This is a genomic window from Lysinibacillus sp. FSL K6-4013, from assembly GCF_038630435.1.
Taxonomy (GTDB): domain Bacteria; phylum Bacillota; class Bacilli; order Bacillales_A; family Planococcaceae; genus Lysinibacillus; species Lysinibacillus boronitolerans.
Genome location: NZ_CP152031.1, coordinates 3,508,681 through 3,524,849, shown reverse-complemented (window position 1 = coordinate 3,524,849; position 16,169 = coordinate 3,508,681). Strand labels below are relative to the sequence as shown.

Below are 16,169 nucleotides of genomic sequence, written 5' to 3'. Positions count from 1 at the left end.
TATTATCATGTTATGGATGCAGAAAAATGGTAAGAAACAAAAATAAAAACGACTGAAAATAGGGTAGAAGTCTTGAAAAAAAGGTAAAATTATTTTCCTTGTGCTTTTAAGTATTTCAGCATACACTAACTATTTAGAGAAGCGAAATAATGGAGGTCATCCTATGCCAAAACGTGTTTGGTTTTTAATTATCGGAATGCTTGTGAACACAACAGGCAACTCTTTTTTATGGCCTTTGAATGCCATTTATATGCATGATTATTTAGGCAAATCTTTAGCAATGGCTGGTTTTGTCTTAATGCTGAATTCTGCTGCTGGAGTATTAGGTAATCTATTAGGTGGTTACTTATTTGATAGAATTGGTGGCTATAAAGCTATTATGCTTGGCATCCTGTTAACGATTGCTTCATTAATTGGCTTAACAATTTGGCACGGCTGGCCACATTATGTGTGGTTTTTAACGATACTAGGCTTTAGTGGAGGCATTGTTTTCCCAGGTATGTTTGCCTTAGCTGGGGCTGCCTGGCCAGAAGGTGGACGTAAGGCTTTTAATACTATCTATTTAGCACAAAATGTCGGTGTTGCCGTAGGTCCTGCCCTTGCCGGTATTGTGGCAGATTATCAATTTGACTATGTGTTTAAAGTGAATTTAGGTATGTATATTTTATTCTTTTTCATTGCCTTATTTACATTTAAGCGTTTGGAAGTGGGCAGTATTGCACCTAAAAATGTCTTGAGCGAAAGTAAACGAATCGTAAACAAGGCACCTTTTTATGCTTTGTTAATAATTAGTGCATCCTCCGTTTTATGCTGGCTAGCATATTCTCAATGGAGTGCAACCATTTCATCCTATACACAAGATTTAGGGTTAGGATTAAAGCAATATAGCCTACTTTGGACAATAAATGGTCTTCTAATTGTCATTGGGCAACCACTCATTGCACCGCTCGTAAAGCGATGGGAACACAATTTAAAACGTCAATTAGTATTTGGTGTAACGCTGATTGCTCTTTCCTTTGGCATTATTGCCTTTGCAAACGATTTTAAAATGTTTGGAGCAGCGATGCTTGTCTTAACATTTGGCGAAATGTTTTATACGCCAGCATTACCAACGATTGCTAATCAATTGGCACCAAAAGGTCGACAAGGATTCTATCAGGGGATTATCAATAGTGCTGCTACTGGAGGACGGATGATTGGTCCACTATTTGGTGGTATTATGGTAGATCAATTTGGCATGATTCCTCTCGTTTTAACATTGGTGGTCATCGTACTATTGGCGATTATTCCATGTTTAACATACGATTATCCTTTAAAGAAGAACAAAATAGTAGCAGATTAATAATGTTGCAATCAAAGAGCAAAATCGAGTGTCAAGTCACTTGATTTTGTTCTTTTTTTATAGTAGATATTGAAAAATTGCTGTGACAGGATTACAATCATACATATTCAAATATTTGAATATGTAGTTATATGGAGGGGTTTTTTTATGGAAGAGGGCTTACAACAGTTTAAAGCGGATTTTTTCAAAGCATTAGCACATCCGTTACGCATCAGAATACTTGAACTCCTTGTAGATGGTCAGAAAAGTGTCAATGAGATTCAAGATTGCTTAGAGAAAGAGGGTTCCGCTGTTTCTCAGCAATTAAGTGTATTGCGTGCTAAAAATATTGTTTATGGGGTGAAGGAAGGAAAAAAAGTTTATTATTCTTTAAGTGACCCAATGATTGGTGCATTACTTGGGGTGGCAAAGGATATTTTTAATAACCATTTGGTTCATACCATTTCGAGATTAGAGGAAATGACAAATAATGAAGGTGACGAAGAGAATAAGTAAATCAATGATGATGAAAAATTGGGCTTTGCGTATTATTTCGAAGGGAAGATTTATCTATGAAGTCACTGTTTACAGGACGCTTTGAAGGGTATTCAGTTCATCATGTAAAAAAGGATTTATTGTCAGGGATTATTGTCGGAATCGTTGCTATTCCACTTGCCATGTCCTTTGCCATCGCATCAGGTGTGAAACCTGAATATGGGATTTATACGGCTTGCATTGCAGGTATTCTTATTTCTCTTTTTGGAGGTTCTAAATATCAAATAGGTGGGCCTACGGGGGCGTTTGTGCCAATTCTATTGGGGATTGTTCTTACCTATGGCTATGAAGATTTATTACTTGCGGGTTTAATGGCAGGGGTATTGCTTTGTATCATGGGCTTTTTTAAGCTAGGGACTTTAATTAAGTTTATTCCACGACCTGTAACAGTTGGCTTTACAGCAGGGATAGCAGTGATTATTTTTACAGGTCAAATCGCTAACTTTCTAGGGCTGACAAATGTTAAAAGGCATGAATATTTTATCGCCAACATACAGGAAATCATTAAGCAGCTAGGTACGACAAATACGTATAGTATTCTTACTGCTGTCGTATGCTTGGTGACAATAGTGATAACACCAAAGTTTTTTCCAAAGGTTCCTGGAGCATTAGCGGGTATTGTTGTCTCTACACTTATGGCAACTTTCCTCTTTTCAGGACAAGTTGCTACCATTGCAACGGCTTATGGTCAAATTCCTAATACATTACCTCATTTCGCCTTACCGAATATCACGCTCGAACGATTACAACAACTTATTGGTCCAGCGTTTGTTATTGCAATGCTAGGTGGTATTGAGTCTCTATTATCGGCAGTGGTGGCGGATGGGATGACAAATAGTAAGCATAACAGTAATCGTGAGCTAATTGGGCAGGGGATTGCTAATATTGTGACGCCTTTATTCGGTGGTATTCCAGCAACAGGCGCCATTGCACGCACAGCGACCAATATCAAAACAGGCGCAGTATCCCCTATGTCGGGTATCATTCATGGTGTGTTTGTTCTAATCACATTATTGTTATTAGCTCCATATGCATCTCATATTCCGTTAGCAAGCATGGCTCCGGTACTGATGGTCGTAGCTTGGAATATGAGTGAACGACATCATTTTTCACATATCGTAAAATTAAAATCAGGCGACTCACTGGTATTATTGATTACCTTTTTATTAACGGTATTCACTAGTCTTACATTAGCAGTTGAGGTAGGGCTTGTGCTGGCTGTGCTATTATTTGCGAAACGTATGAGTGAAAAGCTTGTTGTTACAAAAGTACTTCCGGATCATTCAAATAAAAGTGAGAAGGTACAGCCACATGTAGTGCATCAGCAGCATGATTGCCCGCAGATTAGTATGTACACAATTGAAGGGCCGTTGTTTTTTGGCGCTGCACAAATGTTTGAACAAACAATTGAAAGTACTTTGCATCAGCAACCAAGAGTTTTGATATTACGGATGGGGAAAGTGCCCTTTATGGATTCTACTGGAGAAGCATATTTTAACAATATCATAGAAAATTATAAAGCACAGGGCGGTACTATCTTGGTAACAGGTGTGCAAGGTGATTTACAGGATGCTCTTGAACACAATGGTCTTTACGATAAAATAGGCGCGCAACATTTTTTTCAGCATACAGGAGAAGCGATTACAAAAGCTTTCCATTATTTGAACGCCAATCAATGTATTGGTTGTCAGCATTTTGCTTTTCATGAATGTCAGGATTTATCAAAGTCTAAGGGAGAAAAGGATTTAATTGTTCAGTAATGGGTAAGCTGTAAACAAAGGCTTGTGCTTTTCAATACTTTCCATTAGAATAAATGCAATATCATGTAAAGACTGTGATGAGGAATAGTAGATTTGTGGTTCTTTTTAGAGAGCTAGCGGTTGGTGGGAGCTAGTAAGAATGCAAATTGAACTCGCCTTCTGAGTCTGCCCGCGTGAAACAGCGTGTGTCGTTTCTTCCGCGTTAAGGAAGCTTGAGCCGAGTGTAATCACTAATTTGGGTGGTACCGCGGGAGTACAAATTCTCTCGTCCCTTCTATAAGAAAGGGGCGAGTTTTTTTATTTTTTAAATATTTTGTCAATTATGATGGAGAGCAACACGATCAATCGAAGGAGGAAAAGAAATGAGTTTTAATCATGAACAAATTGAAAAAAAGTGGCAGCGATATTGGGCTGATAACAAAACATTTAAAACTGAAAATGAAACAGCAAAGCCTAAATTTTATGCATTAGATATGTTCCCATATCCATCTGGCGCAGGACTTCATGTTGGCCATCCAGAGGGGTATACGGCAACTGATATTCTATCACGCTTTAAACGTATGCAAGGCTATAATGTACTTCATCCAATGGGCTGGGATGCTTTTGGTTTACCAGCTGAGCAATATGCACTCGATACAGGGAATGATCCGGCTGAATTTACAGCTAAAAATATTGCGACATTTAAACGTCAAATTCAAGAGCTAGGCTTTAGCTATGATTGGGATCGTGAAATTAACACAACGGATCCAGAGTATTATAAATGGACACAATGGATTTTTATCCAGCTTTATAAAAAAGGCTTAGCTTATGTGGATGAAGTAGCTGTTAACTGGTGTCCAGCACTTGGCACGGTATTAGCGAACGAAGAAGTAATTGATGGGAAATCAGAGCGTGGTGGTCATCCTGTAGAACGCAGACCAATGAAGCAATGGATGCTTAAAATTACAGCCTATGCTGATCGTTTAATCGATGACTTAGAAGAAGTTGATTGGCCTGAGTCTATTAAAGATATGCAACGCAATTGGATTGGCCGTTCAGAAGGGGCTGAAGTGACATTTGCCATTGACGGTTCTGATCAAAACTTCACAGTTTTCACAACACGCCCTGATACATTGTTTGGTGCTACATACTGTGTGCTTGCACCAGAGCATAAATTAGTGGAACAAATTACAACAGCTGACCAACGCCAAGCTGTTGAGGCTTATTTAGAGAAAGTTAAAATGAAATCTGATCTAGAGCGTACAGATTTAGCGAAAGAAAAAACAGGCGTATTTACAGGTGCTTATGCAGTAAATCCGATAAACGGTAAAAAAGTGCCGATTTGGATTGCTGATTATGTGTTAGTGTCTTATGGTACAGGTGCTATTATGGCGGTGCCAGCACATGATGAACGCGACTATGAATTCGCAACTGAATTTGGCTTAGACATCGTTCCTGTACTTGAAGGTGGAGACATCAGCAAAGAAGCATTTACAGGTGATGGTCAACATATTAACTCTGAATTCCTTAATGGCTTAAATAAAGCAGATGGCATTGCGAAAGCCATTGAATGGTTAGAGGAAAAAGGTGTAGGGGAGAAGAAAATTTCTTATCGTCTACGTGACTGGTTATTCTCCCGTCAACGTTATTGGGGAGAACCAATTCCAATGATTCATTGGGAAGATGGCACAATTACGCCAGTTCCAGAATCAGAATTACCATTAATGCTACCAAAAACAGATAATATCCGACCATCAGGTACAGGTGAATCACCATTAGCAAATATTGAAGAATGGGTAAATGTTGTCGATCCAGAGACAGGTAAAAAAGGACGTCGTGAAACAAATACAATGCCGCAGTGGGCAGGTTCGAGCTGGTACTTCCTACGCTATATCGACCCGACAAACACAGAGGCAATTGCAGACCCAGAGTTACTAAAACGCTGGTTACCAGTTGATATATATATTGGTGGTGCGGAGCATGCAGTATTGCATTTACTATACGCTCGCTTCTGGCATAAAGTTCTATATGATTTAGGCGTTGTTCATACAAAAGAGCCATTCCAAAAATTATTTAACCAGGGAATGATTCTAGGTGAAGGTAACGAGAAAATGTCTAAATCTAAGGGCAATGTCGTCAACCCAGATGAAATCATTACGTCACATGGTGCCGATACATTACGCTTATATGAAATGTTCATGGGCCCACTAGAGGCTTCTGTTGCATGGTCTACAAATGGCTTAGATGGAGCACGCCGCTTCTTAGACCGTATCTGGCGTCTATTTGTCAATGAAGAAGATGGCGCAATTTCAGCAAAAATCCAAGTGTCTAACGATCAATCACTTGAAAAATCATACCACCAAACAGTGAAAAAAGTGACAGAGGATTATGAAGGCATCCGCTTTAACACAGCTATTTCACAAATGATGGTCTTTATTAATGATTGCTATAAAGCTGATGTGATTCCAACGGCTTATGCTGAAGGCTTTGTGAAAATGCTTGCACCAATCGCTCCGCATATTGCAGAAGAACTATGGCAACTATTAGGTCACAATTCAACACTTTCTTACGAGCAATGGCCAACCTATGATGAAGCAAAGCTTGTGGATGATGAAGTCGAAATTGCTGTACAGGTTGCTGGTAAAGTACGTGCGAAGATCGTTGTAGCAAAAGATGCGTCAAAAGAGGACATCGAAAAAGTAGCACTTGCTGATGAAAAGGTTCAAGAATATATGGCAGGAAAGAGCTTAGTGAAAATCATCGTTATTCCAGGCAAACTTGTCAATATTGTCGTAAAATAAAGAGCTATAAAGTAAAAATGTACATTACTAAATTCAATTTTAGTAATGTACATTTTTTAATTTGGCGTTATATAAGCGATAAAATAAGGACTGCACCCATCTAACTGAGTGCAGTTCAATACAATTTAAATAATCAATCCCACAATAATAGCTGTTAGGATACTTACGAGTGTAGCACCGTACAACAACTTTAAGCCAAAGCGGGCAACGACATTACCTTGTCTTTCATTCAAACCTTTTACAGCACCCGAAATAATACCGATGGATGAAAAGTTGGCAAAGGATACAAGGAATACAGAAATAATGCCTAGTGTACGTTCACTCATGGACGCTGAGACGTCGCCAAGGTTAATCATGGCAACGAATTCATTCGTTACTAATTTAGTTGCCATAATACCGCCAGCAGCCACAGCATCTGCCCATGGAATACCCATTAGGAAAGCGATTGGCGCAAAGATATAGCCTAATATTTCTTGGAAGGATATACCAATAATCATATCGAATAATGAATTGATTAAATCCATTAATGCAACGAAACCAATAAGCATTGCTCCAACAATGATGGCTACTTTAAAGCCATCCATAATATATTCGCCAATCATTTGAAAGAACGCTTGCTTCTGTTCATCTTCAATCGTTAAGATATCTTCTTTTTCATCCACAGTATATGGATTAATGATAGAAACAATAATAAATCCGCCAAACAGGTTTAATACAATGGCCGTTACGACATACTTTGGCTCAATCATCGTCATATAAGCACCAACTACTGACATCGAAACAGTCGACATAGCAGAAGCGCATAACGTATACATACGTTGTGGTGCAATCTTATCTAATTGCTTTTTAACAGTGATGAATACTTCAGATTGGCCAACCATAGCAGAAGCAACAGCATTATAGGATTCCAATTTCCCCATGCCACTTACTTTACTTAAAAATAAACCTACCCATTTCATTAAAAAAGGAAGTATTTTAAAATGCTGCAAGATCCCAATCAGAACAGATATAAAGACGATCGGTAATAAAACAGCTAAAAAGAAGGGTGATTCTCCTTCATTTGCTAAGCCTCCAAAAACAAATGATATACCCGCATTTGCATAGGACAATAAGTGATCAAATACTTTGGTGATTCCTTTAATTAGCACATAGCCAACCGTTGTATTGAGTAGTAAAGCTGCCAATAAAAATTGGATGATCAACATAATCACTATATATTTATATTTTATTTCTTTTTTGTTTTTACTCATTAATAAAGCTAAGGCAAAAACAAGTAACAATCCACAAAAGGATATTAAGTATCTCATAAGTTCCTCCATAAGTATCTGTGATATTTTGTCCTGATGTTCCAATTTCAGAAGAACAGCTAAAGATCTTAATTAGTCAGACGTCAGACAAACAATCTCACTATAACAGTTTTTTCGCTAGGTATTCAATAGATAATAGAAAAAAAGTATGCAACACAGCATACAAATAAATTCAGTCTAAAAATGTACATTATTTCTTTAGGAGTGACTATTCATAATTAAGGTTGCCAGAATAATTCATTATAAAATACTCTTTTATTGTGTGAAGTTTTTCTCAATTTATGACGATCGTGTTCATGAAACTTTTTGATTTTTTTTGAAACCAACTAAGATCGAATGACGACTATAGGGTGAATGTTTAGAGGAGGTGTTTGGGTGAGTGAGCATTTAGTAGCCATTATGGAAGAACACGGAGAATATTGCTTACGAGTGGCTTATCTTTATGTAAAGGACTGGGCAATTGCTGAAGAAATTGTACAAGATGTCTTTTTTTCTTATTATCGGCAGCAGGATCGCTTTGAACATAGAGCATCTCTAAAGACCTATTTAGTTAAAATCACGGTACATAAAAGCCATGATTATCTACGAAGTTGGAAAAATAAACGCCATCTGCTATTGGAAAAATTACATATTGGGGCAAGTAAACGGACACCGGAAACGATGTTAATAGCACAGGATGAGCGGAAAACATTAACGAATGCGTTATTTGAGCTACCTATTACTTATAGAGAAGTCGTCATTCTTTATTATTATCAAGAATTAAAGGTTAGAGAAATTGCAGATATTCTTACATGTGCAGAAAATACAGTTAAAACCAGATTGCATCGGGCAAGGAAAATGTTACAGGAGAAATTAGCGACTAGTGAGTGGGAGGTGTTAATGGATGACAGCTTTTAAAGAAAAATTGGATCAAGAACTTGGCGAAGCACCACGATTTACGGAATCCTTACAGGAGGATATTTTACGGCAAGTGCAACATGAAAAAAAAGCAAAACGCTGGTCTTATCCATTGATCATCGTAGGCACGATCATCATGTTTCTATTAATAATAGAAATCGGTCCATTAGGGCAGATAGAGCAAACGCAACATGCTTCAATTGTTCAATTAGCACAGCAGCAATCAATAAAAAAATATACAATGATTTACAATTCGGATGAGGAGATTTTTAAGGCTGGGAGACCTGGGTGGGTTATTGGTCAGCAATTAATGGAGCAAAGTTCAGAAAAAGAGCTTTTACAACAATTATTACAGCAAGCTACTATGACGCATATGAATGAGGATATTCGATTTAGATTACAACGTGATGTCTGGGTAGAGTTTGAAAAGGGGCAGATAATTAAGCTAAAAATGTTCATCGGCGAAGAGTATATCATAATTGTTGATTATAACAACAAATCATCTTACAAAGTAGAAAATAAAGATCTGGCAAAGGCTTATATAGATCTTGCTCTCAATGATGATGCTAAATTTGGAATGTCAGGTTTACTCGTTATGCTAGTTTTTATCATAGCTATCCAAATGCTTGTCGATAAACTAATGAGGAAAAAATTTAATATACCAAAGGAATATGTTAATAGTGGACATCGACGTGCTGTTTGGGCTATTAAAATGTTGAATATCATTATGCTTCTGGTGATCGTAATTAAAGGGTGGATTTTATTTACTGTTATCATTGGAGGATATTTAGCGGTCATCCTTTTCAGCTCTATATTTATTGACTATTACTATGGTCGAGAGGAAAAAAGACATTATCTTTCCATTAGTTCGGCCATTGTTGGATTGCTATCACTCATCCTATTCTTCTTTTATATCAGTTAAATAAACGTATAAACCTGAACCCGAAATAATCTCGAGTTCAGGTATTTTTTTCTATCGTTTCAGTCTGAAGCATTAATTGATAAATACTTGATATGATAAAGCTGGTAGCTAAACCATATAGCGTATTAAAGCTTAAACCAATACCAATTCCAATGATGATGGATAGAAAAATGACAAGCCAGCTATGTTTATGAATATGGCGATTCGTAAATAAAAGGATTAACATAAACGGTAACATGGTAATGTGCAGGAAGGCAAAAGAATAAATAACACCTAAAATCGTTAAATCGATAGATAAGAAACAGGTAAATAAAATTATCATCAGACCAATCAAATAGAAATAATAGGGTCTTTTCGTCACAAAAAAACGTTTCGTTGCCCGCATGTCTACAAGCAAGGTTGTGACAATGGCTAATAGGACAATGACGAGAAAAGCAAATGTAAGGAAGCCTGGCTGCACTTCATATAAAAACGTAAAAATCAATACTTGGAACTGGCCAAATGATCCGCTGTATAGGGCAATCATTAAAATCGCTGTAAATGATAGCGTTAATAACGCTAAAATTAAACCTGAGGAAAACAGACTGCGGCGTACTTTTTTAGGTTTTATAAAGGCAATTAAATACCATGTCGATTTATCAAAAAATACTTGTCCTAAAACGGCTAGTTGAATAATGACATAGAATAGCAGAATTTCGCTATTTTTAAAATAAAATAAATAAGGGTGATATAAGCGAATCCCCTCATATACAGTGTTTGCCCCATTTTGAACAAAGTAATAAATAGGGATAAAAATAAGTAGTGAAAAAAGAGCAATAATAAATAAAATTTCCAACCAGAGTATACTTTTCACTGACATGATGCGATCAAGAAATAAGATGCCGATTAAAAAGAAAAAAAGTGTAATAGGCACTGGAATATTTAACATTATTTCAGATAATACACTAATGCTTATTAATTGAATAAGCCAAATTTCAATACCTGTCAGCAGGTAAAATAGCCGTATAACCTTTAAATTCATACCAGACAATTTACGCTGTATGGTAAAGAGCAAAAAACTTTGTGTATGCTGATTTTGTGTGTAATCGCTCTTATTCAGCAATGAGCCAAGTATAATAAACGAAAGAGCTGTTGCTAATTTCCTTAACATACGATTAAAGACCTTTACTCATTTTAGAGGATTTATATTGACGTGGTGATTGATTGTATTTTTTCTTAAACGCAACACTAAAATAGTGCTGACTATTAAAACCACAGCTCTCAGCAATCGCAGACATACTTGTGTCTAGATTTTCATTGATTTTCTTTACGGCCATTTCTAAGCGATAATTATTAATATACTCATTAATGCCAATAGACTGCTCCTCCAAAAATTTACGACTTAAATAGCTCGGATTCAAATGAATTTTTTCAGCAATAATATTGAGACTTAGTTTTTCATAATAGTTTTCATGAATATAGGAAAGTGCGCTTTGAATCGCATCATGGTTAGAACTCCACACCTTATATTTCTCCACGATAGCATCTAATTCACTTGCAATGACCGGTTTTGTAAGATAATCCTTTACCCCGATACGCAATGCCTGTTGGGCATATTCAAAGGTTTGATAAGCTGTTACCATGATGATGTCTACCTCATAAAGCGCTTTTAATTCCTTGCTCAACGAGATACCATCTTTCCCAGGCATTTGAATATCCAAAAAGGCGATAGTCATACGATGCTTTTTAGCTAATTGCAGAGCCTGTGAGGCATCTTGGGCAGTATGGAAGGTCCAATTTGGAAAATGTGGCTTTAATAAATAAATCATTTGCTCAAGCTCTAATGGCTCATCATCTGCGATTAAAATATTCATGGTGAGATTCTCCTTTCTCCTTCCAGTTGATAGAAAGCCTATGCGGGAACATGGATTGTAACAGTGTAATGCTGTTCATTGTTTTGAATCGAGAATAAAATATTTTCAAGCCCATAAATGAGCTCAAGTCGTTTTCTAATATTTTCGAGACCATAACCTTGCTGCAATTCGTCTACTACCTGTTCAATTTTTTCTAATGGCTGTGTATTTTTAATTTCAATTAATAAGCTAGTTTCCATTTTTTTGATTATAATGGAAAGCTCTGCAGGTCCTATATGTTTTTCAAAGCTATGTTTATATGCATTTTCAATAATGGTCTGCAGAATAAATGGAGGTATTTGGACAGATAGAGCTTCATCATCAATATATTTATTTACAGTCAAACGATGGCCAAATCGCAATTGTTGAATATTTAAATAACTATCGACAAATTGGACCTCGTTCTTTAACGCAATTAACACCTCGTGATTATTGTATTTAAATTTAAAAAATGTTGCCAAAGCCTCAATGCCCGCAACCAAATCTTCCTTTCGATTGATGCGAGCTAGGCTTAATAATGAATTTAATGCATTAAAAAAGAAATGTGGCTGTATTTGCTGATTCAACTGGAGAATATTCGCTCTTTGTAAATCCTGCTCAAGCTCTAAATTTCTTTTTTCCTCCTCAAGGCTATCGATTTGCTTTTCGAAAATAAAGATAAAAGTAAGCAGAAAAGCTCCAATAATTGGAGCAATTACACATAGGAGAATATATATGTTGAAGGTTTCTGGTTGTAACATAATGACCTCTCCGATTATTTTATAAGTGTAAGATACATTAAACTAAATTTTCTGCGAAATGGCAAGCTACCTTATGTGTTGCAGTGATCGCTCGTAAAGCTGGCACTTCTGCTTTACATTTATCTGTTGCGAATGGGCAACGTGTGTGAAAGCTACAGCCAGTAGGAGGATTAAGAGGTGATGGTAGGTCACCTTTTAAAATAATGCGCTCCTTACGATGCTGCTTATCAATGACTGGTATAGAAGAAAATAGTGCTTTTGTATAAGGATGATGTGGCTGTGTGAAAAGGGAATGCTTATCAGCAATTTCTACAACCTTTCCAAGATACATCACCATAATACGGTCTGAAATATGTCGAACAACACTTAAATCGTGTGAGATAAATAAAAAGGTTAAATCTAAATCTCGTTGTAGTTGCTTCAGTAAATTGAGTATTTGAGCTTGAATGGAAACATCTAGGGCAGAAACAGACTCATCACAAATAATAATTTTAGGATTAACAGCAAGGGCTCTTGCAATGCCAATCCGCTGACGCTGACCACCAGAAAATTCATGTGGATAACGCTCTAAGTACTCAGGACGTAACCCAACAAGGGACATTAATTCGAGCATGCGTGCTTCTTGCTGCTCAGGTGGTACAATTTTTTGAATAGACATGGCCTCTGTTAACATTTTACGAATGGTTCTTCGTGGGTTAAGGGATGCATAGGGATCTTGGAAAATAATTTGAATGTCCTTGCGTGCAGCACGAAGCTCTTTTTTGTTCATATTCACTAAACTTTTACCAAATAACAATACCTCTCCAGCAGTAGGCTCATCTAATCTTAAAATAGAACGACCAGTCGTTGATTTACCACAGCCAGATTCTCCAACAATGCTGAGTGTCTCACCAGGCATGATATCGAAAGAAACACCATCCACAGCTTTTACAACTTGCTGTGGACCGAAAAGCTTTTCTTTTTTTAAGAAAAAATGCTGCTTTAAATCATTTACTTGTAATAGTGGTTGGGTGTGTTGTGCTGTTGTCATACTGTCAGCTCCTTCATAAGTGTTTCTCCTTGCCATTCATTACTGTACATCCAGCATCTTACCTTTTTTCCTTGCTCGACAGTCAAAAGTTCTGGCTGTTGGTCACGACATAAATCTGTAGCAAATGGACAACGTTCTGCATAACGGCAGCCAATTGGGTAATTATAGGGACTTGGGACAGTTCCGTGAATAGTAGATAGTTCTTCTTGGTCTTCGTATAGCTTTGGTAATGATTGAATTAATCCGTTTGTATAAGGGTGTAACGGTTTTTCAAAAAGACTTTCTGTTGTGCCTTCTTCTACAACCTGACCTGCATACATAACGGCAATCTTATCGCAAATTTCTGCTACAACACCTAGATCATGGGTAATGAAGATAATGCTCATGCCTAATTGTTTTTGCAGGTTTTGAATAATATCAATAATTTGGGCTTGAATGGTTACATCTAAAGCAGTTGTCGGTTCGTCAGCAATTAACACATCTGGTGTACAGGCTAGTGCCATGGCAATCATAATGCGTTGTCGCATCCCACCACTTAACTGATAAGGCTCCTGCTTCGCTCTTTTTTCTGGTGCAGGAATCCCAACTAGGCGAATCATATCGACAGCCTTTTGCCATGCTTCTTTACGTGATAAGCCTTGGTGCAATCGAATGGATTCAGCAATTTGCTCTCCAACGGATAATACAGGATTTAAGCTTGTCATAGGCTCTTGGAAAATCATCGATATTTTATTGCCCCGAATTTTACGTAACTCTTCATCTGAGAGCTTCAAGATGTCAGTATTATTTAATAAAATTTCGCCATTGATGATTTTACCAGGAGGCGACGGTACTAAACGAAGTAATGACAGCGAAGTCATGGATTTCCCACAACCAGATTCACCAACAATGCCCAGTGTTTCTCCTTTTTTAAGAGTAAAGGACACCCCATCTACAGCTTTGGCAACCCCTTCACTCGAATAAAAATAGGTTTGTAAATTTTTTACTTCCAACACGTTTTCTTGTTTCATCCGTTTTTCCCCTCCTTAGTTTAAATCCATTCGTTTATTAAAGAATCGATACAAAATGTCTACAAAAAGATTAATGAAAACAAATATTAATGAGGCAACAAGTACGCCACCTTGTACGACTGGTATATCACGTGTTCGAATGGCATCTACAATCATTCGTCCTAATCCGTTTACAGCGAAAACAGATTCAACTAAAACTGTTCCGCCAAGTAAACTACCAAACTGTAAGCCTACTACTGTAATAACTGGAATCAAGGCATTGCGTAATGCGTGCTTTAAAATGATGATGTACCCTTTTAAGCCTTTTGCTTTCGCTGTTCGTATATAGTCTTGATTTACAACCTCTAACATACTAGAGCGAGTCATACGAGCGACGATAGCAGCTCCACCAGCACCAAGTGTGATAGCTGGTAGAATAATATGTTTGGCACTATCCCAGCCTGCTACAGGAAGCCAGTGTAACTGTACAGAGAATACATACATTAATAAAATTCCTAACCAGAAACTTGGAAGGGAAATTCCTAATAAAGCGACAACCATTAAGCCTACATCCATAAACGAATAAGGACGGATAGCAGAGATAATACCAGCAATAAGCCCCAGAACAATGGTAATTAAAATACTATAAAAGGCTAGCTCTATTGTAATTGGTAATCGGGAGGTGATTTCCTCGAATACTGGTTGATTATTTTTTAAAGAGTTACCCATATCTCCTTGTAGAAGATTTTTAATATAGTCTGTATATTGAACTGCTAATGGTTTATTGAGCCCTAAATTCTCGCGTAATTCTGCAACTGTTTCTTGAGAAGCTCCTTCTCCTGCTAAAATAATCGCTGGGTCCCCAGGAATCATCTGCATAATTAGAAAAACAACAAGCGTTACACCAAGTGTCACAGGAATAATTTGAGCTAGTCGTTTTAAGATAAATAATGTCATGTGTCTTCTCTCCTTTAATTTTTCATTCTTGGATCTAGTGCATCGCGTAAACCATCACCAAATAAGTTAAAGCCTAATACGAGTATAGAAATCATAATACCTGGGAATAGCGCCATATAAGGAGCAGTAAATAGGAAATCACGTCCGTTCGAAAGCATGGCACCCCATTCAGGAGATGGTGGCTGAGCACCTAAACCTAAGAATGATAGACCTGCTGCAGATAGAATAGCTGTTGCTAAGCGCATGGATGCTTGTACAATAATGGGTGATAAAATATTTGGAAAAATATGCTTGATTAGAATGGTCATATCATTTGCTCCAAGTGTTTTGACTGCATCGATATATTCTAATTTTTTAACTTCCATTGTTGAGCCACGTACAATACGAGCAAACATAGGAATAGAGAAAAAACCAACAGCAATTGTGACATTGATAAGGCTTGGCCCCAATGCACTGACAATAGCTAAAGCTAGTAAAATACCCGGGAAGGCAAGCATGATATCTAAAATTCGACTAATAATAGAATCAACCCATTTGCCATAATAGCCAGAAATAAGGCCTAAGAAGGTACCGATTGTACCACCGAATAAAACAGCTGAAATACCAACACCAATGGATAAACGTGATCCATATAAAATACGGCTTAAAATATCTCGCCCTTTGTCGTCTGTTCCCATTAGATGATCAAAACTTGGCCCTTGTAATTTTTGATCTAACTGTACGTCGTATGGATCATAAGGGGCTAATATGGGCCCAATCAGAAACATCAATATATATAGAAGAATGATGATGCCTCCTGCGACAGCTGCTTTATTTTTCTTGATTTTGTTTAGGAAAGAAACAAGATTCTTTTTTCTAGATGCCTTGCGTGCATTCACTAAAACAGAATGATCGATAGTAGTTGTTACTTTATTCATATCGAATACTCCTTTTCTATTTGATTTGATTTCAATTTAGTGAAAAGCGTAAAGAATGTAAATATTTTATGGCTTATTAGTCAGAAAATTTAAAAAACACGT

14 protein-coding genes and 1 other annotated feature are annotated in these 16,169 nt (G+C 37.1%); of the genes, 6 read left to right on the top strand and 8 right to left on the bottom strand.

Annotated features, from left to right (window positions below; translation table 11 throughout):
- Positions 1 to 163: 163 nt before the first annotated feature.
- The 4 genes from MHB39_RS17330 to leuS all read left to right on the top strand — a co-directional run bounded on the left by MHB39_RS17330 (position 164) and on the right by leuS (position 6,416).
- Positions 164 to 1,342 carry an MFS transporter gene (locus MHB39_RS17330; RefSeq protein ID WP_016995609.1) on the top strand — a complete coding sequence of 393 codons (1,179 nt, stop codon included), beginning with the start codon at positions 164 to 166 and terminating at the stop codon, positions 1,340 to 1,342.
- Between the two features lie 147 nt (positions 1,343 to 1,489).
- The gene (locus MHB39_RS17325) at positions 1,490 to 1,837 is read left to right on the top strand and encodes a metalloregulator ArsR/SmtB family transcription factor (protein ID WP_026023572.1); all 348 of its coding nucleotides are present in this window, start codon (positions 1,490 to 1,492) and stop codon (positions 1,835 to 1,837) included.
- A 56-nt stretch (positions 1,838 to 1,893) separates the two neighbouring features.
- Positions 1,894 to 3,636 carry a sulfate permease gene (sulP, locus tag MHB39_RS17320; RefSeq protein ID WP_258860399.1) on the top strand — a complete coding sequence of 581 codons (1,743 nt, stop codon included), beginning with the start codon at positions 1,894 to 1,896 and terminating at the stop codon, positions 3,634 to 3,636.
- Positions 3,637 to 3,701: 65 nt separating this feature from the next.
- Positions 3,702 to 3,912 (top strand) — a binding site (T-box leader).
- An 86-nt stretch (positions 3,913 to 3,998) separates the two neighbouring features.
- Positions 3,999 to 6,416: a leucine--tRNA ligase gene (gene leuS, locus MHB39_RS17315; RefSeq protein ID WP_036078453.1), complete on the top strand. Its 2,418-nt coding sequence runs from the start codon at positions 3,999 to 4,001 to the stop codon at positions 6,414 to 6,416.
- A 125-nt stretch (positions 6,417 to 6,541) separates the two neighbouring features.
- Here the strand turns inward: leuS and MHB39_RS17310 are convergent, their stop codons facing one another.
- Positions 6,542 to 7,723 carry a nucleoside transporter C-terminal domain-containing protein gene (locus tag MHB39_RS17310; protein ID WP_036078450.1) on the bottom strand — a complete coding sequence of 394 codons (1,182 nt, stop codon included), beginning with the start codon at positions 7,721 to 7,723 and terminating at the stop codon, positions 6,542 to 6,544.
- A 375-nt stretch (positions 7,724 to 8,098) separates the two neighbouring features.
- Between MHB39_RS17310 and MHB39_RS17305 the strand changes: the two genes are divergently transcribed.
- Together MHB39_RS17305 and MHB39_RS17300 are read left to right on the top strand one after the other, a co-directional pair.
- Positions 8,099 to 8,620 (top strand): sigma-70 family RNA polymerase sigma factor, encoded by a 522-nt coding sequence (locus MHB39_RS17305; protein WP_016992555.1) that lies wholly within the window; start codon positions 8,099 to 8,101, stop codon positions 8,618 to 8,620.
- Complete coding sequence (locus MHB39_RS17300) at positions 8,607 to 9,542, top strand: DUF4181 domain-containing protein (protein ID WP_312123748.1); 936 nt, start codon at positions 8,607 to 8,609, stop codon at positions 9,540 to 9,542. Before MHB39_RS17305 ends, MHB39_RS17300 begins: the two co-directional genes overlap by 14 nt.
- Before the next feature lie 37 nt (positions 9,543 to 9,579).
- Here the strand turns inward: MHB39_RS17300 and MHB39_RS17295 are convergent, their stop codons facing one another.
- Genes MHB39_RS17295 through MHB39_RS17265 form a run of 7 tightly spaced genes read right to left on the bottom strand, consistent with a single transcriptional unit; the run spans position 9,580 to position 16,067 of the window.
- Positions 9,580 to 10,692: a permease gene (locus tag MHB39_RS17295; RefSeq protein ID WP_342544701.1), complete on the bottom strand. Its 1,113-nt coding sequence runs from the start codon at positions 10,690 to 10,692 to the stop codon at positions 9,580 to 9,582.
- A gap of 4 nt (positions 10,693 to 10,696) precedes the next feature.
- Positions 10,697 to 11,395, bottom strand: coding sequence for a response regulator (locus MHB39_RS17290; RefSeq protein WP_016992558.1), 699 nt, complete (start codon positions 11,393 to 11,395; stop codon positions 10,697 to 10,699).
- A gap of 38 nt (positions 11,396 to 11,433) precedes the next feature.
- Entirely contained in the window at positions 11,434 to 12,174 is a 741-nt protein-coding gene (locus tag MHB39_RS17285; RefSeq protein ID WP_342544699.1) for a histidine kinase, read from the bottom strand.
- A 37-nt stretch (positions 12,175 to 12,211) separates the two neighbouring features.
- Positions 12,212 to 13,204 (bottom strand): dipeptide ABC transporter ATP-binding protein, encoded by a 993-nt coding sequence (locus MHB39_RS17280; RefSeq protein ID WP_258860395.1) that lies wholly within the window; start codon positions 13,202 to 13,204, stop codon positions 12,212 to 12,214.
- Positions 13,201 to 14,214, bottom strand: coding sequence for an ABC transporter ATP-binding protein (locus tag MHB39_RS17275; RefSeq protein ID WP_016992562.1), 1,014 nt, complete (start codon positions 14,212 to 14,214; stop codon positions 13,201 to 13,203). The genes MHB39_RS17280 and MHB39_RS17275 overlap by 4 nt, the downstream gene beginning before the upstream one ends.
- 15 nt (positions 14,215 to 14,229) lie before the next feature.
- A complete protein-coding gene (gene nikB, locus MHB39_RS17270; protein ID WP_016992563.1) occupies positions 14,230 to 15,150 on the bottom strand; it encodes a nickel ABC transporter permease in 921 nt (306 codons plus the stop codon).
- Between the two features lie 14 nt (positions 15,151 to 15,164).
- Positions 15,165 to 16,067 (bottom strand): ABC transporter permease, encoded by a 903-nt coding sequence (locus tag MHB39_RS17265; protein WP_016992565.1) that lies wholly within the window; start codon positions 16,065 to 16,067, stop codon positions 15,165 to 15,167.
- Positions 16,068 to 16,169 lie beyond the last annotated feature (102 nt).